We start from the raw sequence: 25,334 nt of genomic DNA, 5'->3' as shown, positions 1-25,334 counted from the left end.
TATAGGTAGACGGCAAACCTGTTGCCTTACCTTATGTAAAGAAGTTTAAAGATAACGCAGCCCTAAGCACAAGTTAAGTGAATAAAAAAAGCGGCGCTTTTGCGCCGCTCTTTGTAACAAAACGCCTCAGGAAGCGTCTGCTGTGGTTTCCGGCAATGACTCCGGAGGCTGCGGCGCAAAACCACGCAACCCGACAACATGAACGTGTTCGCTGTTCTGGAACACTTTACGCACCAGTTTATAGGTGGTCCCTTTTTCAGGGCTGATGTTTTCCGGTGCCGCAATGATGAGCTGCATATCAAGACGCTCGCAAAGCTCAAACAGCGTGGCAATAGAGCGGGCATCAAGACGCGCCGCTTCATCCAGGAACAGCAGGCGGCATGGAGAGATGTCTTTACCGCGCAGACGGCGCGCTTCATCTTCCCAGCTCTGTACAACCATCACCAGAATGGACATCCCGGTACCGATCGCTTCACCGGTAGAGAGCGCCCCGGATTCCGCACGCAGCCAGCCGTCTGAACCACGGTTAACCTCAACTTCCATTTCCAGGTAGTTACGGTAATCCAGCAGTTCTTCACCGATGGTTTGCGGCGTGCGCTGACCCATATCAATCTGCGGGTTCAGACGCTGGTACAGCTTCGCCAGCGCTTCAGAGAAGGTCAGACGGTTGCTGTTGAACAGATCCTGATGCTGCTCGTGCTGCTCAGAGAGCACGTCCAGCAGCGTCGCGTGGGCTTCACGCACGTTGACGTTGAGACGCACGCTGTTCACCTGACCAAACGACACGCTCTGCAGACCCTGGTTCAACTGGCGGATACGGTTCTGCTCACGCTGAATGGTTTTGCGAATAATATTCGCCACGCTGCGGGAGCTGATAGCCAGCTTCTGCTCGCGGGAAGTCAGCTCTTCCGTCAGACGCCCCAGCTCAATTTCCATCTGTTCGATGGCTTCGACCGGATCGTCGGTACGGATGATATCCTGACGAATACGCTCGCGCAGATGCTGATAAACCGCCACGAAGAACTGAATTTTACGCTCCGGACGTTTCGGATCTTCTGACATGCGCAGCACATCGCGCAGGTGCTCGTTATCCGCCACCGCCAGGCGCAGCGCACCCAACGCCTTATCCGACATTGAACGCAGCTCATCGGCTGAGAGGTACGCCAGTTCGCGACGGTGCAGGCGACGCTCCACGTTGTTGTCTTTCACCATCCGCATGACCGCACACCAGCCCGCTTTCGCCGTCACCACCTGCTCGCGCATCTCGTGATAGTCGCGTTCCAGCTTGCGCAGGCGACGGGTCAGGTTATCCATTTCGGCTTCGCAGAAGGTCAGCGCTTTTTCCAGCTGATTACGACGCGCACGGTTATTGCTGAGCTGGCTATGCAGTTCATCGCGACGAAGACGGGCGCGCTCTTCCGCCCCGTTGTCGGCACGCACGCCAATGTCCTGCAACTCTTTCTGCAGGTCGTTTAACAGCTCTTTCTTAGTGTCGAAGGAGCTTTTCAGCGAGGCCAGCACCTGGTTGTACTGATTAAGCTGAGCGGAGTGGCTGCGCATCGCTTCGCGTGCTCGGGTACGTTCCGCTTCTGCCTGCTCAAGACGTTGACGCAGCTTTTCATTCAGGTCGCTGTTACCGCTCAGCATTTCAGCCGAATCGGAATAGCCGAAGTGCGCGCGACGCTGCACGACTTCCGTCAGGGCAAACGCCTGCTGACGCGCTTCGCGCTGCACCTGCTGCGACCAGGCATAATCTTCTTTTAACTGCTCGAACTGTTCCGGGTCGCTCTGCAGGACAGACACCACGGGCTCCAGCTTCGCCAGCTGATTGCCGTGCTGCTGCACGAAACGCGCGGCTTCCTGGGCTTCATCCAGACGTTCCTGGATCTCATCCACGCGATCGGCCAGCGTGTCATCTGCCAGCAGGTTGAGGCGCGGCAGGATGCGGTTAAGGGCCGCGACGCCCTCTTTCGCCTGTTCAAACTGGACGCGACTCTGCTGGTTGTCACTTTCATGACTGGCAATGGCGCGTTCCAGCTCGCCGCGGCGGGTATTGAGTTTGCGGATTTCCGCTTCCGGGTCGGCTTCAAACGCCACACCCAGATGGCTACCGATAAAGCGGCTGAACGCCTGATGCAGACGCTGGGTTTTCTGTACATCAAACGACAGGGTCGCAAAACGTTCCGACAGCGTTTCACGCTCGGCATGGAGGCTCTCAATACGGCTTTCACGCGCGGCACGGCCAAACAGCGGCAGTTCCGGGAAGCGGGAGTAACGCCACTGGCGGTCAGCGATTTTCACCACCACCGCTTTTTCCAGCTCGTCAACGCTAAACACGCTGTCATCGAACGACTGCGGATCCCCTTCGATCAGATAGAGATCTTCCGGGCAATCTTCCAGCCCGGCGAGCTGGTCAGAAATCAGCGACAGATCCGGCACCACAATCGCGTTACGGGATGGACCGTACAATGCGGAGAAGTATGGCGCATCGTCCAGGCCGACATCGTCGTAAATCTCAGACAGCAGTACGCCACCAAAACGCTCGGCTAAGGCATTGAGGCGCGGATCTTCTGACCCGCCCGGCTGGCTTAAGCGCTCAATTTCTTCATCGACGTCACGCTTACGTGCGCCGACTTCATCACGCTCAACAATGGCTTCGCGCTCACGCTCCAGCAGCTGTTGCAGGTATTCGGTCACCTGCTGGCTGGATTCGAACTGTTCGCCGCACTGTTCGCTGAGCTGGTTAAGGCTGCTTTGCGCCGCCAGCCAGACCGGCGCGCGTTCCAGGAGCCTTTTAGAACGGGACTGAAGCTGTTCCAGCTCCTGGCGCAGGGTCATGCGCTGCTCACTGGCGCTGGAGACCGTATCAGAAAGCGCAGCGATACGCGCTTCCAGCTCCTGATGCAGCGCCTCAAGCTCGTCGAAATCGTAATGTTTACCCTGACGCTTACAGAACTCAGCCAGCAAACGCTCGGCTTCCTGCTGCTCACGCAGGCGCTGTTCCAGTTCGTTCAGGCGCATACGCAGCGGCTGCACCTGCTCGGCCAGATGGCGCTGGTTGACGCCGTCGCGCAGCAGTTCACGGGCAACGTTCCAGGCTTCGTTACGCGCCAGCGGGCCATTAATGGCGACCACCAGCTGATACGCTTGTTCAAACTGGCTGTGCGCCGTTTGCGCGACGCTCATTTTCTGTTCAAGAGAGAGCAGTTTCTCGGTGGCTTCCTGCTCTTTGGCCTGGAAGGTATCCAGCCACTCGTCGGCGCTTTCCGGCGTCAGGTCAGGCAGATGGCACAGCTCTTTCGCGCGCTGTAACGCCTGCAGTGCCTGGGTGTACTGAATCGCACGCGTCTGCTGCACGTCCAATGCCTGCTGGTAATCAGCAAGCTGGCTTTTCAGCTCATCCACTTCCAGCTCGGCGGCTTCGGCGCGGGCTTCGTTCTCTTCCTGCATCTCGGCGGCTTCGGCCACCACTTCATTTTGCTCTTCGAGACGAATTTGCAGCTCATCGAGATCCGCTTCGTAGCGCTCGATTTTCTCCTGCTGGCGCAGCGCGGTCTGCACCAGGTTCAGGTGATCGCTGGCGGCCTGGTAGTCGGCTTCCAGATCACCTTCAGCACCGTTGTGCTCGCCCAGCTCGCGCGCCATTTCGACGTGCTTATACTGCTCTGCCACCAGCTGTTTACGGGAGGTAAACAGTTCGCGGCGGTATTCTAATGCCTGATCGAGATGGACGCGGCGCTCATTGGCGTGACGCATGTAGTCCGCCGCCACGTAGTTGGTGGCTTCGCTGATCAGGTGTTTAAACAGGTCACGGTCTGACTGGGTCACGCGAATCGCTTCCAGCGTCATGCGGTTTTCACGCAGCGCCGCTTCCATATCCTGGAACGCCTTACGCACGCCGCTGTTCTCCGGCAACAGGTAGTCGCGCAGGGAGCGGGTAATGGCGCTGGAGATACCGCCGTACAGGGACGCTTCGATCAGACGGTAGTATTTGCTACGGTCTGAAGCGGTACGCAGACGACGCGCCACCACGCCCAGATCGAACATCAGGGAGTGGTAGTCGGTGATGGAGTTGAACTGCTTGAACTGCACGCCCTCAATGGCTTCGAGCTTGTCTTTCAGTTCCTGTAACGTCAGCACGCGCGCCTGGCGTTCATTCAGGGTTTCCGTCAGCAGCGCGGTCGGCTGCACGGAGGTTGGCAGCCCCTGGATAGCAAACGGTTTGATATCCACTTTACGGTCGCGACCGGCAACCTGCTGCAAACGAACCCCCACCACCACGCGCTGGTGACGAGAGTTAATGACGTCCAGAACGGAATAACAGACGCCCGCTTTCAGCTTACCGTGCAGACCTTTATCGCGGGAGCCGCTTGTCGCGCCTGCTTCAGTGGTGTTACGGAAGTGAAGCAACGTCAGGTCGGGGATCAGCGCCGTCACAAACGCCGCCATGGTGGTGGATTTCCCCGCCCCGTTACCGCCGGAGAGCGTCGTGACCAGCTCGTCCAGATCGAAGGTTCGGGCAAAGAAGCCGTTCCAGTTAATCAGCGTTAGTGAGCGAAATTTACCGCGTTCAATCATTACTCTTCCTCCCCGCTATCCGGCAGATTCTCTTCATGCTCGTCATTGAGCTGCAAATGGTTTTCCACCGGCATCGCTTCACCGTCACGGATCATGCGAAGCTGCGCTTCACGCGCGTCATCCCCCGCACGCACATCGGCGCCGAAGCGGAAGACTGATTCCGTAATGCGGAATTTGCTGCTGTCGTGGCCCATAAACCAGACCATCCCCAGACGACGCAGACGGTTCAGGGAAGAGCGCACCTTTTCCTGTAATTTCTGACGGTCAAGATCCGATCCGGTCGAACGGTTGTTCACCAGCTTGAGCAGCTTGCTCTCATCCGCTAGCGTCAGTAGCTCATCGTAGAGTTCCTGCTGGGTGAAGATGCCTTCATTCGCCAGACGTTCCGGGCTGAGATAGAGATAGCAAAGAATTTTGCCGACCATCATATCCAGCTCGGAGAGCACGGAGCGCGGGATCAGTGTCGTGGAGCGCGGGCGCAGGTAGAAAAAACCTTCCGGCGCGCGAATCAGCTCCACGTTGTAGCGGGCGTAAAACTCTTCCAGGTACTCCTGGAAGTCCATCAAAAAGGCGTGATTATCCAGCTCGTCTAAGCCAATGTGACGACCGGCACGCAGCTGGCTGTCCAGCGCCGGAAATAACGGATTCGCCAGCGCCTGTGCCAGCTTAACCGGCATCACTTGTTCAATATTTGTCAATGACATGCGCCTGTACCTTGGCTCCGTAATCGTTAATTGGCTGCCACTTCGGCGGCAGTCCGGTGAAATCTGCTTGCGCGATACCCAGGCGCACCGCCTGGTCTACCACAATGCGGGCAACGTCGAAGTGGCGCGCGCGCGGATATTGCGCCAGATAGTCGCGCACCACGAGTCCAAGATCCAGCGGAGCTTGTCTGGTTTTGTAGACAGCGAGCTGTTCTTCGATCATCGCCGCAAGTTGTTCACGAATTTCGTTGAATTCTTCAAACTCCAGATCCGGCGGCAGTTCACCGGTCACCTCTTCATCGCGCAGGGCCATCTCTTCGTCGCGCATATCCAGCAGACGATCGGCATTGGCGTAGGTCAGCGCCCATGGCGCATCGAAGTAGGTCTGAACCGACTGGCGCAGACGCTGAGCAAAGACGCGGTTTTTATCCATATCAATCGCGGTGCGGATAAACTTATGCACGTGTCGGTCGTAGCCGATCCACAGGTCGATCGACTGCTGTCCCCAGCTAATGATGCGGTCGAGCTTGCTCTGCAGATCGAACACCAGACGGTCGATAAAATGCAGATCGTCATGCGCCAGCGTCGCGTCCTGGATGCGCAGCAGGTTGGCCTGCAGCTTATCCCCTGCCGCCTCCAGCGTATCCTGCAGTTCACGCAGCGTACCGGAGGTTTCTGACAGTAAAAGTTCGCAGCTGGAGATGGCCGCACGCCAGTCTTTATTCAGCAGCTGCGCGATGTCGTCTTTGACCTGCTGCTGCTGTTCGTCCATCAAACGCTGGGTAAGATCGATGCTGTCGAAAATCTCGGCCACCGAATATTTCAGCGGCGCGTAAACGTTGCGGTGCCAGTGGAATTCATCACCGTTTTCATCTGCAGCATCGGCGGCACGCTTAAGCTCACCCGCCACGATCGAGAGCTGCATGGAAAGACGCAGCGTGGAAAATTCGCGCTGGCGAATGTAGTAATCGGTGATGCCGATACCCAACGGCGTCAGGCGATAGATGGCGTTTCCTTCCGCCTGCTCGCTGGTAAAGCGGTTCAGCAGACGTTGACGCACCATATCGTTGATTGCGTTGTTGGCACGCACGCTAATGGTTTCGCTGGTTTGCTCAAACGCATCACTGACATGGCGGAACGCATCCACCAGTTCACCCTCGCTCATTTCGCCATCCAGCCGTTCGCCGTTCAGCGTGGCAACCGCCAGCAGGAAAGAGAGTCTGTCTACCGGCAGCGAGATGGAGAAATCGTTTTTCCTGGCCCAGGCAACCAGTTCGGGGACTGTCTGGGAAAATTCACTCATAGGTTATCCTTGCATCTGCGGCTTGTGCGCGGTGACGTGAATATAGCGGCCAAGGCTGACAAATGGCTCCTGACGGCAATACCGCGTTTCTAATTCTGTTAAGGTGTCAAAACAGTCACGCTGTTTGTGTTTTTCACGCAGATAATCATGAAACACCCTGACGCCCGTTTTCCCGACAATCTGCCAGCCAATCTCTTCCAGCCAGCCGTAAACCTGCTGCGGATCGCGCGGATAGTCCGGGGAAAGCGTGCGCTTTTTCTTTTTAGGCATCCCGACCTGCACATAGTCAAAGTTACCTGCAACCATGTTGTGCATCAGGAAGCCGTTAGCATTGTAGAACATCAGCGACAGCGTGCCGCCCGGGCGCAACATCGACCACAGGGTTTGTAACACGCTTTGCGGATCGGCCACCCACTCCAGCACCGCATGAAACAATATCAGATCAACCTGGGTTTCCAAATGCTGTGCGATGTCCTGAGCGGCGCATTGTATAAAATGCATGTTGTCGCTCACACCTTTCTCATCTGCAGCACGCGTCGCGCGGGCGACCATTTCAGCCGAAAGATCGCAAAGCGTGACGTGATGACCGCGCTCGGCCATTTTTATCGCCGTTTGTCCTTCGCCGCCACCGGCGTCCAGCACGCGCAACGTCTGGTCGCCAAAAGTGGCCAGAATGGTGTCCAGATCCTGCCAGAGGATCGTCTGACGGAGCTGCCCCTTTGTGGTGCCATAAATGTTGCGCGAAAACTTTTCCGCGATGTCATCAAAATTGCGATCCCGCATTGGGAGAGTTCCACTCGCTAACTGCAAAACCGCTATTTTGTCACACCCGCGCGGAGAATGAACCTCTCTGGTGTAATATCACCGGTAATCACCTGCTATATGGTCAAAAAAGGAACCAAAAAGGATGCTTTTTACCCTTAAGAAATACATTGGAGGGATGATGCTTCCCCTTCCGCTGCTGCTCATCATCATCGCGCTGGGGCTGGCGCTGGTGTGGTTCAGCCGCTTTCAGAAAAGTGGCAAAACGCTCATCACGTTCGGCTGGCTTGTCTTACTGCTGCTGAGCCTGCAGCCGGTCGCGGATGGCCTGTTACGCCCCATTGAAGATAAGTACCCGACATGGCAGGGAAATCAGAAAGTGGAATACATCGTGGTGCTGGGCGGTGGGTATACCTGGGATCCTGACTGGGCCCCCAGCTCGAATCTGATCAACAACAGCCTGCCACGGCTAAACGAAGGGATTCGCCTGTGGCAGGCGAACCCGGGATCAAAAATGATCTTCACCGGCGCCGCAGCAAAAACGAACCCGGTGAGTACGGCTGAAGCGGGTGCCAGAGTTGCGGAATCCCTCGGCGTACCGCGTTCCGCTATCATCACTCTGGACAGTCCAAAAGATACCGAAGAAGAAGCCGCTGCGGTGAAGCAGGCGATTGGCGATGTTCCATTCTTGCTGGTCACCTCCGCCTCACACCTGCCACGGGCGATGATTTTCTTTGAAAAGCAGGGCCTGCACCCGCTTCCCGCACCGGCAAACCAGATGGCCATCAATGCGCCACTTAACCCATGGGAACGCGTGATCCCCTCCCCGATGTGGCTGATGCATAGCGATCGCGTCGGCTACGAGACGCTCGGCCGTCTCTGGCAGTGGCTGAAAGGTTCCTCAGACGAGCCAGGGCAAGAGTGACTTAGCCGCGAGATCGAAGTTTGCGCGATTGAAACGCCCGGTATTGACCAGTTGCGCGACTTCATCCCAGAGCAGGTACAACCAGCGCCGCCAGAGAAACGCTTCGGCAACGGGCGCACGCTGAAGGTAGTGCCACAGTAACCCTTCTGCCGCCGCGCTGTCGCTGAGCCTGAACAACTCATATTCACGTGGGGCCCACAGCATTATTCCAGGCCCCAACATCGCCAGCAGCTGATCGCTGCGGGAGTCTTTCAGCATACTCCGCAGGGTAAAATTGCCGTGGATCAGCACGCAGTTATCATTAAAACCGTCGAACAGCGCTGGCAAGCATTCACGAGTGCGAAAAAGAATACGTTTGTCCTGCATGGTCAAACCGGTGTTATTGAACTGGTTGAGCGTTCCCCACAGCACCTCCACCCGCTGGCGATACCACAGCGGCCACAGGTTCTCCTGGGTGCTGTCGACCGGCCCCACGAGCCCACGGCTATCCTGGCGATGCCAGGCCAGCAGCGCCTCGACAATCTGGTCTTTCAGCTGCTCCCAGCGTTCCGGCGTGCGCGCGGGTGCTTCAACAGGCACGCCGCGTAAACGCTCTATCAACAGGACATCGGGGCCGGGGTGTTCCTCGTGCGTCATGACGCCGTACACGGTCGGCATTCGGACGGTACCCTCCCGCGCCAGCATCGACATTTTCCAGGCGAGCTGCCTGGCAACACCCGGCGACGTGAAACTTCGCGCCATCAGCGGCATTGGGTTTCCCTGACTGTCATACAACGACCAGAGCGCGGTATCGGCCTTTTCACTCACACACTCGACCCGGCTTAATTTCTCACCCAGCAGATGGCTAAGTTCGGCACGCAGCTGTTCCATATGAGATTACCCCCATTAATGCTACTGCTTTTATAATGAGCGCGCAGAATGAAGATGTCACCCGGTAGAGATCAATCAGGGAAAAGAAAAGCGAAAATTGTGGCGAGAGGACATCCCTCCGAAAGGAGGGATGCAGACGGTATTAACGTAATTCGGCGCGAACGCGCTCAAGATCTTCCGGCGTATCAACGCCCGTTCCTGGTACTTCTTTGGCAGCAGCAACGTGAATTTTCTCGCCATACCAGAGCACACGAAGCTGCTCCAGCATTTCGATATGCTCCAGCGGGCTGGGTGCCCAGGTGACATAGCGGCGAATGAAACCGGCGCGATAGCCGTAAATCCCCAGATGGCGCAGGAAGGAATCCCCGATGGTCTCTTTCGAGAGCGCAAAGCGGTCGCGATCCCATGGAATGGTGGCGCGGGAGAAATAGAGCGCATAGCCTTCGGCATCCATCACCACTTTCACCGCATTCGGGTTAAATGCCTCTTCAGCGTGGTGAACAGGCACCGCTAGCGTCGCCATACCCACCTGACGCTGCGCCAGGTTTTCTGCCACCTGACGGATAATAACGGCCGGGATCATCGGCTCGTCGCCCTGCACGTTCACAATGACGGTATCATCGCTGAAACCACATTTCTCAACGACTTCGGCGAGACGCTCGGTGCCGGACTGGTGATCGACGCGGGTCATGCACACTTCACCGCCTGCGGCTTCAACCGCACGGGCGACGTCCGGATGATCGGTGGCAACAATCACGCGATCGGCACCGGATTCACGGGCGCGTTCAAGGACGTGCACAATCATTGGCTTGCCGTTGATATCCACCAGCGGTTTACCCGGCAGACGCGTTGAGGCATAACGAGCAGGAATAATGACAACAAAACTCATGGTTTGCTCTCTTCTGCCACCAGGGAACGGGCTTCGTTTTCCAGCAACACCGGAATGCCGTCACGCAGCGGGAAAGCCAGACTGTCCAGCTTGCAAATCAGCTCCTGTTTGTCCTGGCTGTAGTAGAGTTTGCCGTTGCACACCGGGCAGGCAATAATTTCAAGTAAACGGTGATCCATAGTTCCTCCGTATGGGTAATCGCTAAAGCTTAACACATTCCTTTTTCAGGGCGTGTCTGTTTCCCAGCCACTTCGACAGGATATAAATAACCCTTCGGGAACGCGTCCCAGCGTGACGTCGCGAGCCCCCTGCCAGAGGGCGAACTCGCTAATGGCGGACGTTAAGCCCTTCTCCAGACTCGCCGTCACCCTGACCCCCTCTTCCAGATAGAGCGCAATGACTTCAAGCGTGCCGGTTTTGCGGTGCATTTTGGCATCCATGCGCCCGACCAGCCGCCCCTTATGCAGCAGGGGTAAAACAAAATAGCCGTACTGACGCTTTGGTGCCGGGGTATAACACTCCAGCCGGTAGCTGAAATCGAACAACTGTTCGGCGCGTTTTCGGTCCCAGACCACCGGGTCGAAAGGCGACAACACTGCGCTGTGGGTTGCCTGGAGATTTCCATCCAGCGCCTTGGGCAGCAAAGGAAGGAGATCCGCATGCAGCCACATCTCTCCCAGCGTTTCTACCGTGACGGGAATAACGCGCTGTTCGCGTTGCCACATCTCCAGCAGCGGCTTCAGCGCGGGCTGGCGCAGGCGGTAATAATCTGCCAGCCATTGCGGCCGGAAAATGCCCAGACTGCGGGCGCTGTTTTCCAGCATGATGGCCTCGGCAGCCTCCTGGGTAAGCAGGTCACGTTCGTCGTCCCAGTGTGGCATCACGCGCTGGGTCAGGTCATAGACGCGCTGAAAATTACGCCGTTCAATCACCATGACCTGGCCGGAGGTGAATAACCCTTCAAGATGACGTTTGTGCGGTTTCCACTCCCACCAGCCGCTTGAGCCTTTTCGCGGATGTTCAAAATCAGCGGAACGCACTGGTCCCTTTTCCTGAATATGGCTGATCAGTTGCTCTATTTCGGCCGCGTGCTCCTGCATCCACGCCTGTCGGTATTTCCAGCCCATCTTTTCTGGGGCAAGCATGCGGTGACGCACCAGGGCAAAATCGCTGCGGGGCAGGAAACAGGCTTCGTGCGCCCAGTACTCCATGAGCTCCCCTTTGCTGAGCGCCTCATCAAGCCAGTGAGAGGGATAGTGGCCCAGGCGGCTGAACAGCACCAGGTAAGGGCTACGGGCAACAATATTAATGGTGTCGATTTGCAGCAGCGACATGCGCTGGATGGCAGAGAGGATATCGGCAGGCTGTGCGCGGCGACGGGGCTTTTTGAGCAGCCCCTGCGCGGCGAGGTGTAAATGACGTGCAGCTGTAAGCGAGAGTTGCGGTAGAGACATGCGTTTTCCTGTCAGTCAAAGCGCTACCAGAACCGCGTAAGCCCTCACTGCACTAACGCAATCAGTTCCTTGAGCAAGTGTTCCGGCTGCTCGCCGCTGAGTACAGCGTCAACCGGCAGATACCACCAGTTTTCTTTCGCAAAGGCACGGCATTTCACCGCATCTTTTTCGGTCATAATGAGCGTTTGTCCCAACGCCGTGAGCGCATCAACCTGCTCTGCCACCAGCGCCTGATGGTCAGCCAGTGGAATGCGTTTTTCAAGCCTGGCACCACACTGCTCAAGCGTTGCGAAGAAGCGCGGAGGATGACCAATCCCTGCCATTGCCACCAGCGAAGGCAGCTCAGCAACCGCCCGGCGTTCACCTGTCACCAGGTTTACCGCCAGTCCCGGCAACAGGTGCATAGGGATTTCACCCGCTTTTGCCTCACCACCGTTTACAATCACCGCATCAACGGACTTCAGACGTGAAGCGCGTTCACGCATAGGGCCGGCTGGCAGCCACCATCCGTTACCGAAACGGCGAACCCCGTCGATGACCACAATCTCTTTATCACGCGCCAGCGCGTAATGCTGCAGACCATCGTCAGTGATGATAATTTGTACCGCGTGTTCGGCAAGCAGCGCCTGCACGGCGTCGCTGCGAACCGGGGAGACTGCCACCGGCGCGCCAGTACGCTGGAAAATCAATACCGGTTCATCACCCGCTTCGGCAGTGGTGGTTTTCTCTGCCAGCAGCAGGGGGTACTGCGCCGCTTTACCGCCATACCCACGCGAGACCACACCCGGGCGGATACCGCGTTTTTGCAGCTGTTCCACGAGCCAGATCACCACCGGCGTTTTACCGTTGCCGCCCGCCGTAAGATTGCCCACAACCACAACCGGCACTGGCGCACGCCAGGCCCGCTTGATCCCCAGACGGTAAAGCAGACGAATGATGCCGCTCACCAGGCCGTAAAGCCAGGAGAGCGGCAAAAGCAGCAGCCACAGCGGGGATTCACCGGACCAGATGCGTGCAATCATTCGCCGAACTGCATCTTATGAAGCTGGGCGTATACGCCGCGGTGTTCCAGCAAAGCTGCGTGGCTTCCGCGTTCAACAATGACGCCATCCTCAACCACCACGATCTCATCCGCCTGCTCGATAGTCGACAGACGGTGTGCAATCACCAGTGAGGTACGGTTCTTTTGCAGTTCGTCCAGCGCCGACTGAATAGCGCGTTCAGATTCGGTATCCAGTGCGGACGTCGCTTCATCCAGAATCAGGATTGGGCTGTCACGCAGCAGCGCGCGCGCAATCGCAATACGCTGACGCTGACCACCGGACAGGAGCACGCCATTTTCACCAATGATGGTATCCAGACCGTTATCCATCTTGTTGATAAAGTCCATCGCATAGGCCATGCGTGCGGCATTCTCGATCTGCTCGCGGCTGTACTCGTCAGTGCGCGCATAAGCGATGTTGTTGGCGACCGTATCGTTAAACAGATGCACGTTCTGAGAAACCAGCGCAACCTGGTTACGCAGCGACTGCAGGGTGTACTCCCGCAGGTCGTGACCGTCCAGGAGAATTTCACCTTCGTTGATGTCGTAGAAACGGGTGATGAGGCTGGCAATGGTGGATTTACCGGAGCCAGAACGGCCTACCAGCGCCACCGTTTTACCCGCCGGAATCGTCAGGTTGATATTGCGCAGAGCGGGCGTATCGCGGCCCGGATAGGTGAAGGTCACGTTGTGGAATTCAACATCGCCACGGGCGCGCTCAATCTCGCGTGTACCTTCGTCTTTTTCCTGCTCGGAATCCAGAATGCTGAACAATGTCTGACAAGCCGCCATCCCGCGCTGGAACTGGGCATTCACGTTAGTCAGAGATTTCAGGGGACGCATCAGGGCGATCATCGAGGAGAAGACCACGGTGATGGTACCCGCCGTCAGCGTCTCCATCACGCTTGGGAAGCTTGCCGCATAAAGGACAAACGCCAGCGCCAGTGAGGCAATCAGCTGAATGATCGGGTCAGAGATGGAAGAGGCCGAGACCATTTTCATCCCCTGAAGACGCATTTTGTTGCTGACTTTGTCAAAGCGTTTGGTTTCGACGTCCTGGCCACCGAAAATTAACACCTCTTTGTGTCCTTTCAGCATCTGTTCGGCGCTGGTTGTTACCTGCCCCATCGTATTCTGCATATTTTTACTGATATTGCGGAAACGCTTGGACACAACGCGGATGGCAATGGAGACAACCGGAGCCAAAACGATCAGGATGAGCGACAGCTGCCAGCTGTAATAGAACATCATGATAAACAGGCCGATGATCGACGCCCCTTCACGCACGACGGTAATCAACGCGCTTGAGGAGGAGGACGCAACCTGCTCTGAATCGTAGGTAATACGGGACAGCAGTGTCCCCGTAGATTGCTTGTCAAAGAATGAGACCGGCATGCCCATCATGTGGCTGAACAGACGACGGCGCATGGTCATAACCACTTTCCCGGATACCCAGGAGATGCAGTAGCTGGAGATATAGCTGGTGATACCACGTAAGATCATCAGCCCGATAACCACCAGCGGCATCCATAGCAACACTGAGCGATCCGTTTTACCAAAACCGTCGTCCAGTAACGGTTTAAGGAGCGATAACATAAAAGTATCGCTGGCTGCGTTGAGGATTAACGCTACACCCGCCACGATCAAGCCTGCTTTAAAAGGTGCAATCATCGGCCAGAGTCGGCGGAAGGTTTGCCACGTGGAGAGATCTTTGTCGTTATGCATTCAAAAAACCAGCATTTGTTGAAATAGCCGCATATTCTACCCGTTATCTACGGGCGCGCCAAACCACTGATGATACCAACGTGGTAAAAATTGATCCCGCAAGCGCCGGATTTGCCAGCGATGTTGCGAGAATGTCACCGATATTTGCCCGGAATGGGGGGTATCTTGCCAGATATACCCCTCTTTTCGATAACGTCGGACCACATTCGCCGACGGAAACCGCCAGGCGTTATAGCGCGCTGCTGAATCCAGCGCAATGTTTCCCTCCACCCGTTGTACCAGCGCCAATGACGATGAGGTATTGCTGCCATGATGGGGAACCTGGATTAACGTCGACGCAAGATGTTGCCAGTAATGGCTAAGCATAGCCTGTTCTGCTGGCGCTTCAATGTCTCCCGTCAGCAGTATACTCTGCTCACCATCGTCCACTTTCACCACGCAGGAGCGGTTGTTTCCCCGAGCCGGGTCATTTTCCAAGGGCCAGTGGACGGCGAAGGTTAATCCCTGCCATCTCCAGCTCTGCCCACGAAAGCAGGGCCGGTGCCCCGCCAGACGTAATGGACTTCTTACCCACATCTCCGGCCATGCTTTTTGCAGCGATGCGAGACCTCCTGCATGGTCAAGATGTTCATGGCTGAGAATCACGCCATCTGGCCGCAGATGGTGCCAGCGCAGCCAGGGGATAATTAACCGCTGTGCGCTATCTCCCCCTGGCCAGGCGAGCCCGGTATCAAAGAGAATCGCTTTTCCCTGCCGTTCGATGACCATGGCCAGCCCCTGCCCCACATCCAGCATATGTAGCGTCCAGGCATCACTTTTAGCCGTTCGCCAGAGGGGAAATGCCAGCAACAGACTCCCAGCCAGACACACGGCTGGAACGGTTTTCCAGGCTCGCAAACGCCAGCCGATGATGATAAGCCAGGGCAGTAGCGTCATGTACTGCCAGCGCTGATCCACACTCTGCCAGCCGTCTGGCAAGCGCATCAGTAGCCAGAACAACCCGGCAAGGGACTTATCGGCTGCAAACCAGATGGCACTTTCCATTCCCCCCAGCGGTAACAGATGGAGCAACATTCCGAGTAAAATCAGCGGTACGCTGACAAACGTCACTATCGGCACGGCAAAGAGATTGGCGACCAGAGAGGAGATACTGAAGCCGTGGAAAATCAGCACCTGTAACGGCATGAGCAACACCAGCATGCCAACCTGCAGATAGATCAGATTAAGTAGTGGCCGTATGCGTCGGGCCCACTGCCAGCGAGGAAGAGGCAGCCACTGAAACCAGAAAATCAGCGCCGCGACGGCAAATGCGGACAGGAGCAGACTCTCAGAAAGTATGGCTAAGGGATCGCTTATCAGGATCGCCGCGACACAGCAACACCATACCTGCCACGGCGACCATTGGCGGGAACCGATTCGCATCGCCGCCAGCACGGCAAGTGCGATGACCGTTCGTAGTGCAGGAGGCTGCAGACCGGTAAGCCAGGCGTAGAAAGCGGCGAAGAACAACCCGGCCAGGAGTGGCATTTGCCAGTGGACCCGGTGGCTGGGGAATATAAACTGGATCGCACGCGCGAGTAACCAGACGAGGGATGCCGCCAGCGTGATATGCAGGCCCGAAATCGCCATCAGATGCAGTGTGCCGGTTTCACGCATCAGGTCTTTTATTTCTCGGGGGACATCCAGACGCTCTCCCATCCCCAGCCCGAGGATAACCGCTCCCCAGCGATAATCAGAAAGTCGGTTTTGCAGCGACATCAGGTATTGCGCTCGCAGGCTGCAGTGTCCATCAACAAGTTCCGCATGGGTGAAGCGCCCGCTCAGCGTTTGGTGTCGGGCAATGGCGCTACGTTGGGGATCATAGCCTCCGTCGTTCAGCTCGCCGTGTGCAGGTTTTAGCCTGAGCATCATCGCCCAGCGCTGGCCAGCACATGATCTCTGTGGCAAATAATTGCCATACAGCGTTACGCCGGTGGACGCCCACCAGCGCCGGCCGTTTACGGTACGAATCTTTCCCTGATGCTGAGTTGCACCATCAGTGGCGGTGATCTCTACCTCGGCCTGCACGGCTCCCGTGGTTAAATGCTGCATCGGCCAGACGCTCTCCTGCGCGGCCAGAAGGCCCCACGCGCAAAATAACAGCGCGGTCCCCACATACTTCAGGCGCACGTTTTGGCATGTGCCCAGCACCACCCCGCCCGCCAGCATTATCCAGACGGTATAGCGTGATGGCAGTTCAGGTAACCAGAGTAACGGGGCTATCGCCAGAATGGCGCAGATACATAAAGCGGGAATTCCCATTGCTACCTCCCTGTTTCAGGGTGGCAGTATGCTCGTGAGTGATGCGGCTCGTCAGTTGTGAAGAATTGGATTTACAGCAAGCGCAGCAAGGTTTTTAACAGGTTGCAGAAAACGCAGCGGGAAATGAGGGATGCCTTCCAGAAGAAAACGACAGGAACAAAAAAAGCACCCGCAGGTGCTTTCTTTCGAACCCAGTTTAACCGGCTGGCTAAACTCAGTTGCCGTAAATATTGGCGCGATCGCGCAGTTCTTTACCCGGTTTAAAGTGTGGAACGTACTTACCTTCCAGCTCGACTTTATCACCCGTTTTCGGGTTACGCCCGGTGCGTGGAGCACGATAGTGCAGAGAAAAACTACCGAAACCGCGGATTTCAATGCGCTCGCCCTGGGCAAGAGTGGAGGCCATATGCTCCAGCATCTCTTTTACGGCATCTTCCACTGCCTTGGCAGGGATATGCGGTTGCTGACTGGCAAGTCTTTCAATCAATTCTGACTTGGTCATGATTCCTCCGGTTCCTTTCAAACCAATTAGCTGAACAGCTCATTAAACAAGGGCGGCCGTAGCCGCCCTTTGTTATTGATTACAGGACGGATCCTGTAATCTGTCAAGTTTGCTCTTCATCCTTCGCGCTGTAAATGCGTTACAGCTCAAATGATGCTGAGAACCTGATATTACTCGCCTTTAGCTGCTTTGAAAGCTTCAGCCATTGCGTTGTTAGAGAAGTTTGCATCTTCCTGTTTGTTAACAGTTGCGATTGCATCTTTCTCATCAGCTTCGTCTTTAGCACGAACAGACAGGCTGATTGCACGGTTCTTACGGTCAACACCGGTGAACTTAGCTTCAACGTCGTCGCCTACGTTCAGAACCAGAGTGGCATCTTCAACGCGGTCACGGGAAGCTTCAGAAGCGCGCAGGTAACCTTCAACGCCGTCAGCCAGCTCTACGGTTGCGCCTTTAGCGTCAACTGCAGTTACTTTACCGTTTACGATTGCGCCTTTCTTGTTCAGTGCAACCCAGTTGTTGAACGGATCTTCTGCGAGCTGTTTAACGCCCAGAGAGATACGCTCACGCTCTGCGTCAACCTGCAGAACAACTGCAGCGATTTCGTCGCCTTTTTTGTATTCACGAACTGCTTCTTCGCCTGCAACGTTCCAGGAGATGTCAGACAGGTGAACCAGGCCATCGATGCCGCCGTCCAGGCCGATGAAGATACCGAAGTCAGTGATAGACTTGATTTTACCTTCAACACGGTCGCCCTTGTTGTGGGTTTCCGCGAACTGCTGCCATGGGTTGTTTTTGCACTGTTTCAGGCCCAGGGAGATACGACGACGTTCTTCGTCGATATCCAGAACCATCACTTCCACTACATCACCAACGTTAACAACTTTGGATGGGTGGATGTTTTTGTTGGTCCAGTCCATTTCGGAAACGTGCACCAGGCCTTCAACGCCTTCTTCGATTTCAACGAAGCAGCCGTAGTCGGTCAGGTTGGTTACGCGACCAGTCAGTTTAGTACCTTCTGGGTAACGCTTAGCGATAGCTACCCATGGATCTTCGCCCAGCTGTTTCAGGCCGAGGGATACACGAGTACGCTCGCGGTCGAACTTCAGCACTTTAACAGTGATTTCGTCGCCCACGTTCACGATTTCGCTTGGGTGCTTAACGCGTTTCCACGCCATGTCGGTGATGTGCAGCAGGCCATCAACGCCGCCCAGGTCAACGAATGCGCCGTAGTCAGTGAGGTTCTTAACGATACCTTTGACTTCCATGCCTTCCTGCAGGTTTTCCAGCAGCTGATCGCGTTCTGCGCTGTTTTCGGATTCGATAACGGCACGACGGGATACAACAACGTTGTTACGCTTCTGGTCCAGCTTGATGACTTTGAACTCAAGCTCTTTGCCTTCCAGGTGCAGGGTGTCACGGACTGGACGAACGTCTACCAGAGAACCTGGCAGGAACGCACGAATACCATTCAGCTCAACAGTGAAGCCACCTTTAACTTTGCCGTTGATAACACCGACCACAGTTTCAGCTTCTTCGTAAGCTTTTTCCAGGGTGATCCATGCTTCGTGACGTTTAGCTTTCTCACGAGAAAGCAGGGTTTCACCGAAGCCGTCTTCTACTGCGTCCAGCGCAACGTCAACTTCGTCACCAACCTGGATTTCCAGCTCGCCCTGGGCGTTTTTGAACTGCTCTGCCGGGATGGCGGACTCAGATTTCAGACCGGCGTCAACCAGTACTACGTCTTTGTCGATAGCAACAACAACACCACGAACGATGGAACCCGGACGGGTTTCGATTTCTTTTAAGGATTCTTCAAACAGTTGAGCAAAAGATTCAGTCATGTTTAATCTTCAGGTTAATATTAACGTCCACCTGGCTCCGTGCCGGATGGGGTTGTTTCACATACCCGCCGTCAATCCATTGCAGCGGGGGTACTGCTAAATCGGTCGCGTTTACGCGAGTGCCAGTTTTTGGCGCGCATATTGTAGCGCTTTTTCAATCACTTGCTCAATAGTTAAACTGGTTGAATCCAGAACTAATGCATCTTCTGCAGGAACAAGTGGCGCGACAGCGCGGTTACGATCGCGATCATCGCGCTCTTTTATCTCGGATAAAAGGCGATCAAAGTTAACACTAAACCCCTTCTCCTGCAACTGAAGCATGCGGCGTTGAGCACGTTCTTCTGAGGAGGCGTCAAGGAAAATTTTTACAGGCGCATCAGGGAATACCACGGTGCCCATATCGCGTCCGTCGGCGATCAACCCCGGGGCTTCGCGGAACGCACGCTGGCGACGTAACAGCGCCTCGCGCACACGCGGGAAGGCCGCAACCTGGGAGGCCGCATTCGCCACTTCCTGCGTACGGATTTCACCGCTCACGTCTTCCCCTTCAAGGATCACTTCCAGGTTGCCATCGGTAGACACAAAACGGACATCCAGGTGCGCAGCCAGCGGTACCAGCGCTTCTTCAGAGGCGACATCGACATGATGATGCAGCGCAGCCAGCGCCAGCACGCGATAAATTGCGCCCGAATCTAAAAGATGCCATTGCAATGCTTCCGCCATCGCTTTGCACAGGGTACCTTTCCCTGCGCCACTCGGCCCATCAATGGTGATTACCGGGGCAACTGCCGTCATCTTTTTCTCCTTAAATAAGGCATACCGTTAACATGAACGCCGCGCATTATACGCGCCAACGTGCGCAACTGTTACCTTTGCGTGCAAATTACGGAATGATTGAAGCAGAGTGTAGAAGAAATGAGCGGAAGTGTTCGTCAGGAAGCGTAAGGAAATGCCGCATCGAAGGATGCGGCATAACGCTATCAGGCCAGCGTACTGATGCGCGCCAGCTGCTCGAAGTAGTCCGGGAAAGTTTTCGCCGTACATTTCGGGTCAAGAATGGTCACAGGCGTGTCGGACAGCGCCACCAGCGAGAAGCACATCGCCATACGGTGATCGTTGTAGGTGCCAATTTCTGCGAACTGCAGTTTTGCCGGAGGGGTGACGCGAATGTAGTCTTCGCCCTCTTCCACCTCAGCACCCACTTTACGCAGCTCGGTCGCCATCGCATACAGGCGGTCAGTCTCTTTCACGCGCCAGTTGTAGATGTTACGCAGCGTGGTGGTGCCTTTGGCAAACAGCGCAGCCGTGGCAATGGTCATCGCCGCATCCGGAATGTGGTTCATGTCCATATCAATGGCATTCAGCTCGCCGCGGGTACAGGAGATGAAGTCATCGCCCCAGGTGACAGTGGCGCCCATTTTCTCCAGCACGTCGGCAAAACGGATGTCGCCCTGCACGCTGTTGCGGCCAATCCCGGTCACCTTCACGGTGCCGCCTTTGATCGCGCCCGCAGCCAGGAAGTAAGAGGCCGATGACGCATCGCCTTCAACCAGGTAATTACCCGGAGACTGATACTGCTGCGCCCCACGCACCACAAAACGCTGATAAGACTGGTTTTCCACCTCAACGCCGAAGGTTTTCATCAGGTGCAGCGTAATATCAATGTACGGTCTGGAGACCAGCTCACCTTTAATCGTGATAACCGTATCCTGCGGTGCCAGCGGCGCGGTCATCAGCAGGGCCGTCAGGAACTGGCTGGAAACGCTACCGTCCACCTCGACGTCACCGCCGCTAAAGCCCCCGCGCAGACGCAGTGGCGGATAATTTTCCTGCTCAAGATACTCAATCTGCGCGCCACCCTGACGCAGGGCATCGACCAGATGGCCGATCGGACGCTCTTTCATGCGCGGCTCGCCGGTCAGCACGATGTTATTGCTGCCCAGACACAGCGCCGCCGCCAATGGACGCATCGCGGTACCCGCGTTGCCCAGAAACAGCTCGAGCTCTTCACCCGAACGCAGCGCGCCGCCGTTGCCGGTCACTTCACAGCGGGTACGATCGTCAGAGAGAGTGTAATGAACACCCAACGCTTTCAGCGCATTGAGCATGTGGCGTACGTCATCGCTGTCCAGCAGGTTTGTAAGGACGGTGGTGCCGTTTGCCAGAGCTGCCAGCAGCAGAGCGCGGTTCGAGACACTTTTTGAACCAGGCAGATTGATGGTGCCATCTACCCGCGCGATAGGTTGTAACGTCAGGGATTCCATGAAACTTAACTCTCAACTCAACATAATAAAAACCCCGCAGGGACGCTGCGGGGGTGAAAAACAGCAAATTAACCGTGACGACGTTCGAAATCGATCATGAAATCAGTCAGGGCTTTAACGCCTTCCAGCGGCATCGCGTTATAAATAGAGGCGCGCATCCCCCCCACCACACGGTGGCCTTTCAGCGCGTGCAGACCTGCCGCGAAGGACTCTTTCAGGAACACGTTGTCCAGGTTGCTGTCTGCCAGCTGGAACGGCACGTTCATGCGGGAGCGGTTAGCTTTCGCCACATCGTTACGGTAGAAATCGCTTTTGTCGATCACGCCGTACAGCAGTTCAGCTTTCTGCTGATTGACCTTGTCCATCTGCGCCACACCGCCGTTTTGCTTCAGCCATTTGAAGACCAGGCCCGAAAGGTACCAGGCAAACGTCGGTGGCGTGTTGAACATGGAGTCGTTATCGTTCAGCACGGTGTAGTCGAGAATTGACGGGCAAGACGTATGGGCTTTCCCCAGCAGATCTTCACGTACAATGACGATTGTCAGGCCTGCAGGACCGATATTTTTCTGTGCGCCTGCATAGATAACGCCGTAGCGGCTGACATCAATCGGGGCAGAAAGAATGGTGGAGGAGAAGTCGGCGGCAACCACAACATCGCTGGCGAAGTTTGGCGTCTCGTCGATGGCAATCCCGTCGATAGTTTCGTTCGGGCAGTAGTGGAGATAGGCTGCGTTATCAGAAAGCTGCCATTCGCTCATGGGCTTCACGGCGCGCAGACCGTCAACGGTCACTTTGGCGTCGATAACGTTCGGCGTGCAGTATTTGTGCGCTTCTTTAACGGCGCTTGCCGCCCAGTAGCCCGCATCAACGTAGTCAGCCGTCGTTTTATCGCCAAGGATATTCAGCGGTACGCCAGCAAACTGGCCGCGTCCGCCGCCGTGACAGAACAATACTTTGTAGTTCGAGGGAATATTCAGCAGATCGCGAAAATCCTTTTCTGCCTCTTCCGCCACCTGAATAAACTCTTTACCACGGTGGCTGATTTCCATCACCGACGTACCGAGACCGTTCCAGTCACAAAGTTCCTGTTGAGCCTGTTTAAGCACGTCTGCCGGTAACATCGCCGGACCTGAACTGAAATTAAAGACTTGAGCCATTTCCCCTCACCACGCTAAAAGCCATAAGTTATAACTGTGGATATCGGTTTTATCATTCAGTGACACGCGCCGCAATGTCTAAAACTTATGACCCGTGAAATGTGGCTCACATCACACAAAACAATCTGCCGCCTCGCCAGGACAAAACCGACAAAATGGCTGTCAGGTGATCCGTTTAGCCCGGCTAACCTTCGTCCATTCTGGATTCGTACAGCGAGGGCATAATTGATGATCGCCTGCCTTCATCACCACCACATGACTACATTTTATACAGGCATATTCGCCCGCATCGGGGACGGTTTTGTATCGCTCAATGAGCATATCCGGCAGGATGCATAACCCCGGCTTCACCTCGTCATCATGATAGTAATACACGCTGATTTGACCGTTCGTTTCCATAATGGCCAGACGCACCTGTCCGAGTTGTTCGACGCTGTTCAGACGCAATTCCATAAAAAATTCGAACTCGGTCATATTGGCACTTTGCACATTTTCCCAGGCCAACTGTCCGTCTTCGACAATCACCACAGGCTTCCCTTCCAGCAGATCTTCCAGCTTTTCGCTCTTCGACATCAGCCACATCACAAGGCGGTACAGCAGCGCCAGCGAGACAAAGACGATAAAGACCGGCACCATCGGCACATCGTCATAAAAGGCGACATCCCCCGCCGCTGACCCCAGCGTGAGGATGATTAACACTTCAAAAAGCGACATCTGCCGCACACCGCGACGGCCAGTAATCTTAAGAAACAGAAAGACAAGAACGAAGGTATACAGGCTCCGCAAAGCCACTTCGCCTAAAAACTCGGGGGGAACTTTATCAAACGCCATCCGCTGGAGATCAAATGCTTTCATTTTTCTATGCCTTAACAGTCAGTTACTGCCACTAAGCATAGCCCAGCCTTTTATTTTCGCCGAAGATAGCACCCGTCACGCAAAACCCGTATCATTGCGCGCTTTACGTACGATAAAAGTGAACGCCATGACTCAAACGTTTATCCCCGGCAAAGACGCCGCTCTGGAAGATTCCATCGCTCGCTTCCAGCAGAAACTGACCGACCTGGGTTTTAACATCGAAGAAGCCTCCTGGCTCAATCCGGTGCCCCATGTCTGGTCCGTCCATATTCGCGACAAAGAGTGTGCCCTGTGCTTTACCAACGGGAAAGGCGCGACTAAAAAAGCGGCACTGGCCTCCGCGCTGGGTGAGTATTTTGAGCGTCTGTCCACCAACTATTTCTTCGCTGACTTCTGGTTGGGCGAAACCATCGCTAACGGCCCATTCGTTCACTATCCGAACGAAAAATGGTTCCCGCTGACCGAAGACGATGAACTGCCGGAAGGTATTCTCGACGCCCGCCTGCGTGCGTTCTATGATCCAGAAAACGAACTGACCGCCAGCATGCTGATCGATCTGCAGTCTGGTAACGAAGATCGTGGTATCTGCGCCCTGCCGTTCACCCGCCAGTCTGACGAGCAGACCGTGTATATTCCGATGAACATCGTCGGCAACCTGTATGTGTCTAACGGCATGTCCGCCGGTAACACCCGCAACGAAGCGCGCGTTCAGGGCTTGTCAGAAGTGTTCGAGCGTCACATTAAAAACCGCATTATTGCCGAATCTATCAGCCTGCCTGAAATTCCGGCCGACGTGCTGGCGCGCTACCCAGGCGTGGTGGAGTCCATCGCCAAACTCGAAGCGGAAGGTTTCCCAATCTTCGCCTACGATGGCTCACTGGGCGGAAAATATCCGGTGATCTGCGTGGTGCTGTTTAACCCAGAAAACGGCACCTGCTTCGCCTCCTTCGGCGCGCACCCTGACTTCGGCGTGGCGCTGGAGCGTACCGTCACCGAACTGCTGCAGGGCCGTAGCCTGAAAGATCTCGACGTCTTCACACCGCCAACCTTTGACGATGAAGAAGTGGCGGAGCATACCAACCTCGAAACCCACTTCATCGATTCCAGCGGCCTGATCTCCTGGGATATGTTTAAGCAGGACGCAGACTATCCGTTCGTAGACTGGAGCTTTGCCGGCACCACGGAAGAAGAGTTCGCCACGCTGATGGCCATCTTTAACGCCGAAGATCAGGAAGTCTACATTGCCGACTACGAACACCTGGGCGTTTACGCATGCCGCATCATTGTGCCGGGCATGTCCGACATCTACCCTGCTGAAGATCTGTGGCTGGCGAACAACAGCATGGGCGCACACCTGCGCGAAACCCTGCTTGCTCTGCCAGGCAGCGAGTGGGAAAAAGAGGATTATCTGAACCTGATCGCCCAACTGGACGAAGAAGGTCACGATGATTTCACTCGCGTGCGTGAACTGCTGGGCCTGGCGACGGGTAAAGACAACGGCTGGCATACCCTGCGTATCGGGGAGCTGAAAGCGATGCTGGCGCTGGCTGGCGGCGATCTGGATCAGGCCCTGGCCTGGACGGAATGGACGATGGAATTCAACCAGTCGGTCTTCTCTGCCGAGCGCACCAACTATTACCGTTGCCTGCAAACCCTGCTGCTGCTTTCGCAGGAAGAGGATCGTGAGCCACTGCAATACCTGAACGCTTTCGTGCGTATGTACGGTGCTGAAGCGGTTGAAGCCGCCAGCGCGGCGCTCAGCGGTGAAGAGCCATTCTACGGTCTGCAGGCCGTGGACAGCGATCTGAAAGCCTTCCCGGCGCATCAGTCGCTGCTCAAGGCCTATGAAAAGCTGCAGAAAGCAAAAGCCGCTTACTGGTCAAAATAAGCGCATATAACATTAGCAGCAGTAGGCGTATTCAATCGTCTGGGCTATATTACGGGGCAATTTCATTGCCCCGTTTTTTATTTTTTTCGGTAATGATTGCTGATTGTAATAATAAAGTTAAACATGGGTAAATATAATAATCTTTACCCGGGCTTTATTGTTACTTTTTATGGTAAATACTCCATATTAATTAACTGTTTCGGAGGGGGCCGAACGAAATAATTCAACTCTTTTAATAACTTTTAAAATTTATTTTTATACGGATAATCAA

General features: G+C 55.5%; 19 protein-coding genes. 2 read left to right on the top strand and 17 right to left on the bottom strand.

Annotation, left to right across the window (positions count from 1 at the left end; genetic code table 11):
- Positions 1-126 precede the first annotated feature (126 nt).
- The 4 genes from mukB to cmoM are packed head-to-tail and all read right to left on the bottom strand — an operon-like array spanning position 127 to position 7,368.
- A complete protein-coding gene (gene mukB, locus ACOTYN_RS15060; RefSeq protein ID WP_332958207.1) occupies positions 127-4,578 on the bottom strand; it encodes a chromosome partition protein MukB in 4,452 nt (1,483 codons plus the stop codon).
- A complete protein-coding gene (gene mukE / locus ACOTYN_RS15055) occupies positions 4,578-5,282 on the bottom strand; it encodes a chromosome partition protein MukE (protein ID WP_008499954.1) in 705 nt (234 codons plus the stop codon). The genes mukB and mukE overlap by 1 nt, the downstream gene beginning before the upstream one ends.
- Positions 5,263-6,585 carry a chromosome partition protein MukF gene (mukF, locus tag ACOTYN_RS15050; protein WP_014883227.1) on the bottom strand — a complete coding sequence of 441 codons (1,323 nt, stop codon included), beginning with the start codon at positions 6,583-6,585 and terminating at the stop codon, positions 5,263-5,265. The genes mukE and mukF overlap by 20 nt, the downstream gene beginning before the upstream one ends.
- Before the next feature lie 3 nt (positions 6,586-6,588).
- On the bottom strand, positions 6,589-7,368 hold the full coding sequence (gene cmoM / locus ACOTYN_RS15045) for a tRNA uridine 5-oxyacetic acid(34) methyltransferase CmoM (protein WP_014883226.1): 780 nt from the start codon (positions 7,366-7,368) through the stop codon (positions 6,589-6,591).
- Positions 7,369-7,492: 124 nt separating this feature from the next.
- Between cmoM and elyC the strand changes: the two genes are divergently transcribed.
- Entirely contained in the window at positions 7,493-8,272 is a 780-nt protein-coding gene (gene elyC / locus ACOTYN_RS15040) for an envelope biogenesis factor ElyC (protein WP_047343761.1), read from the top strand.
- Here the strand turns inward: elyC and ACOTYN_RS15035 are convergent.
- The 13 genes from ACOTYN_RS15035 to ACOTYN_RS14975 form a co-directional block, all read right to left on the bottom strand.
- Complete coding sequence (locus ACOTYN_RS15035; protein WP_032637067.1) at positions 8,249-9,142, bottom strand: YcbJ family phosphotransferase; 894 nt, start codon at positions 9,140-9,142, stop codon at positions 8,249-8,251. The genes elyC and ACOTYN_RS15035 overlap by 24 nt on opposite strands.
- A 142-nt stretch (positions 9,143-9,284) precedes the next feature.
- A complete protein-coding gene (kdsB, locus tag ACOTYN_RS15030; protein ID WP_332958205.1) occupies positions 9,285-10,031 on the bottom strand; it encodes a 3-deoxy-manno-octulosonate cytidylyltransferase in 747 nt (248 codons plus the stop codon).
- On the bottom strand, positions 10,028-10,210 hold the full coding sequence (gene ycaR / locus ACOTYN_RS15025) for a protein YcaR (RefSeq protein ID WP_006174474.1): 183 nt from the start codon (positions 10,208-10,210) through the stop codon (positions 10,028-10,030). The genes kdsB and ycaR overlap by 4 nt, the downstream gene beginning before the upstream one ends.
- A gap of 45 nt (positions 10,211-10,255) precedes the next feature.
- A complete protein-coding gene (locus ACOTYN_RS15020) occupies positions 10,256-11,485 on the bottom strand; it encodes a winged helix-turn-helix domain-containing protein (RefSeq protein ID WP_023337022.1) in 1,230 nt (409 codons plus the stop codon).
- A 44-nt stretch (positions 11,486-11,529) separates the two neighbouring features.
- A complete protein-coding gene (gene lpxK, locus ACOTYN_RS15015; protein ID WP_014883221.1) occupies positions 11,530-12,507 on the bottom strand; it encodes a tetraacyldisaccharide 4'-kinase in 978 nt (325 codons plus the stop codon).
- Positions 12,504-14,252 (bottom strand): lipid A ABC transporter ATP-binding protein/permease MsbA, encoded by a 1,749-nt coding sequence (gene msbA / locus ACOTYN_RS15010; RefSeq protein ID WP_014883220.1) that lies wholly within the window; start codon positions 14,250-14,252, stop codon positions 12,504-12,506. Before msbA ends, lpxK begins: the two co-directional genes overlap by 4 nt.
- Positions 14,253-14,288: 36 nt before the next feature.
- Positions 14,289-16,553, bottom strand: coding sequence for a ComEC family protein (locus tag ACOTYN_RS15005; RefSeq protein ID WP_071922417.1), 2,265 nt, complete (start codon positions 16,551-16,553; stop codon positions 14,289-14,291).
- A 214-nt stretch (positions 16,554-16,767) separates the two neighbouring features.
- The gene (gene ihfB, locus ACOTYN_RS15000; protein WP_008499965.1) at positions 16,768-17,055 is read right to left on the bottom strand and encodes an integration host factor subunit beta; all 288 of its coding nucleotides are present in this window, start codon (positions 17,053-17,055) and stop codon (positions 16,768-16,770) included.
- Between the two features lie 170 nt (positions 17,056-17,225).
- Positions 17,226-18,899, bottom strand: coding sequence for a 30S ribosomal protein S1 (gene rpsA, locus ACOTYN_RS14995; protein ID WP_008499966.1), 1,674 nt, complete (start codon positions 18,897-18,899; stop codon positions 17,226-17,228).
- Between the two features lie 111 nt (positions 18,900-19,010).
- Entirely contained in the window at positions 19,011-19,694 is a 684-nt protein-coding gene (gene cmk / locus ACOTYN_RS14990) for a (d)CMP kinase (protein WP_013097305.1), read from the bottom strand.
- A gap of 185 nt (positions 19,695-19,879) precedes the next feature.
- Complete coding sequence (gene aroA, locus ACOTYN_RS14985) at positions 19,880-21,163, bottom strand: 3-phosphoshikimate 1-carboxyvinyltransferase (protein WP_071922418.1); 1,284 nt, start codon at positions 21,161-21,163, stop codon at positions 19,880-19,882.
- A gap of 68 nt (positions 21,164-21,231) precedes the next feature.
- Entirely contained in the window at positions 21,232-22,320 is a 1,089-nt protein-coding gene (serC, locus tag ACOTYN_RS14980) for a 3-phosphoserine/phosphohydroxythreonine transaminase (protein ID WP_014883217.1), read from the bottom strand.
- Positions 22,321-22,482: 162 nt separating this feature from the next.
- Complete coding sequence (locus ACOTYN_RS14975; RefSeq protein WP_014883216.1) at positions 22,483-23,175, bottom strand: DUF421 domain-containing protein; 693 nt, start codon at positions 23,173-23,175, stop codon at positions 22,483-22,485.
- A gap of 127 nt (positions 23,176-23,302) precedes the next feature.
- On the opposite strand from ACOTYN_RS14975, the gene ycaO reads away from it, so the two are divergent.
- The gene (gene ycaO / locus ACOTYN_RS14970; protein WP_332958198.1) at positions 23,303-25,063 is read left to right on the top strand and encodes a 30S ribosomal protein S12 methylthiotransferase accessory factor YcaO; all 1,761 of its coding nucleotides are present in this window, start codon (positions 23,303-23,305) and stop codon (positions 25,061-25,063) included.
- The last annotated feature ends 271 nt before the right edge of the window (positions 25,064-25,334 follow it).

Origin of the sequence: Enterobacter cloacae complex sp. IR5458, from assembly GCF_049238025.1 — a bacterium.
Lineage (GTDB): Bacteria > Pseudomonadota > Gammaproteobacteria > Enterobacterales > Enterobacteriaceae > Enterobacter > Enterobacter kobei.
Note: the sequence above shows the minus strand (reverse complement) of the source record. Positions and strands in the feature narration are given on the sequence as shown.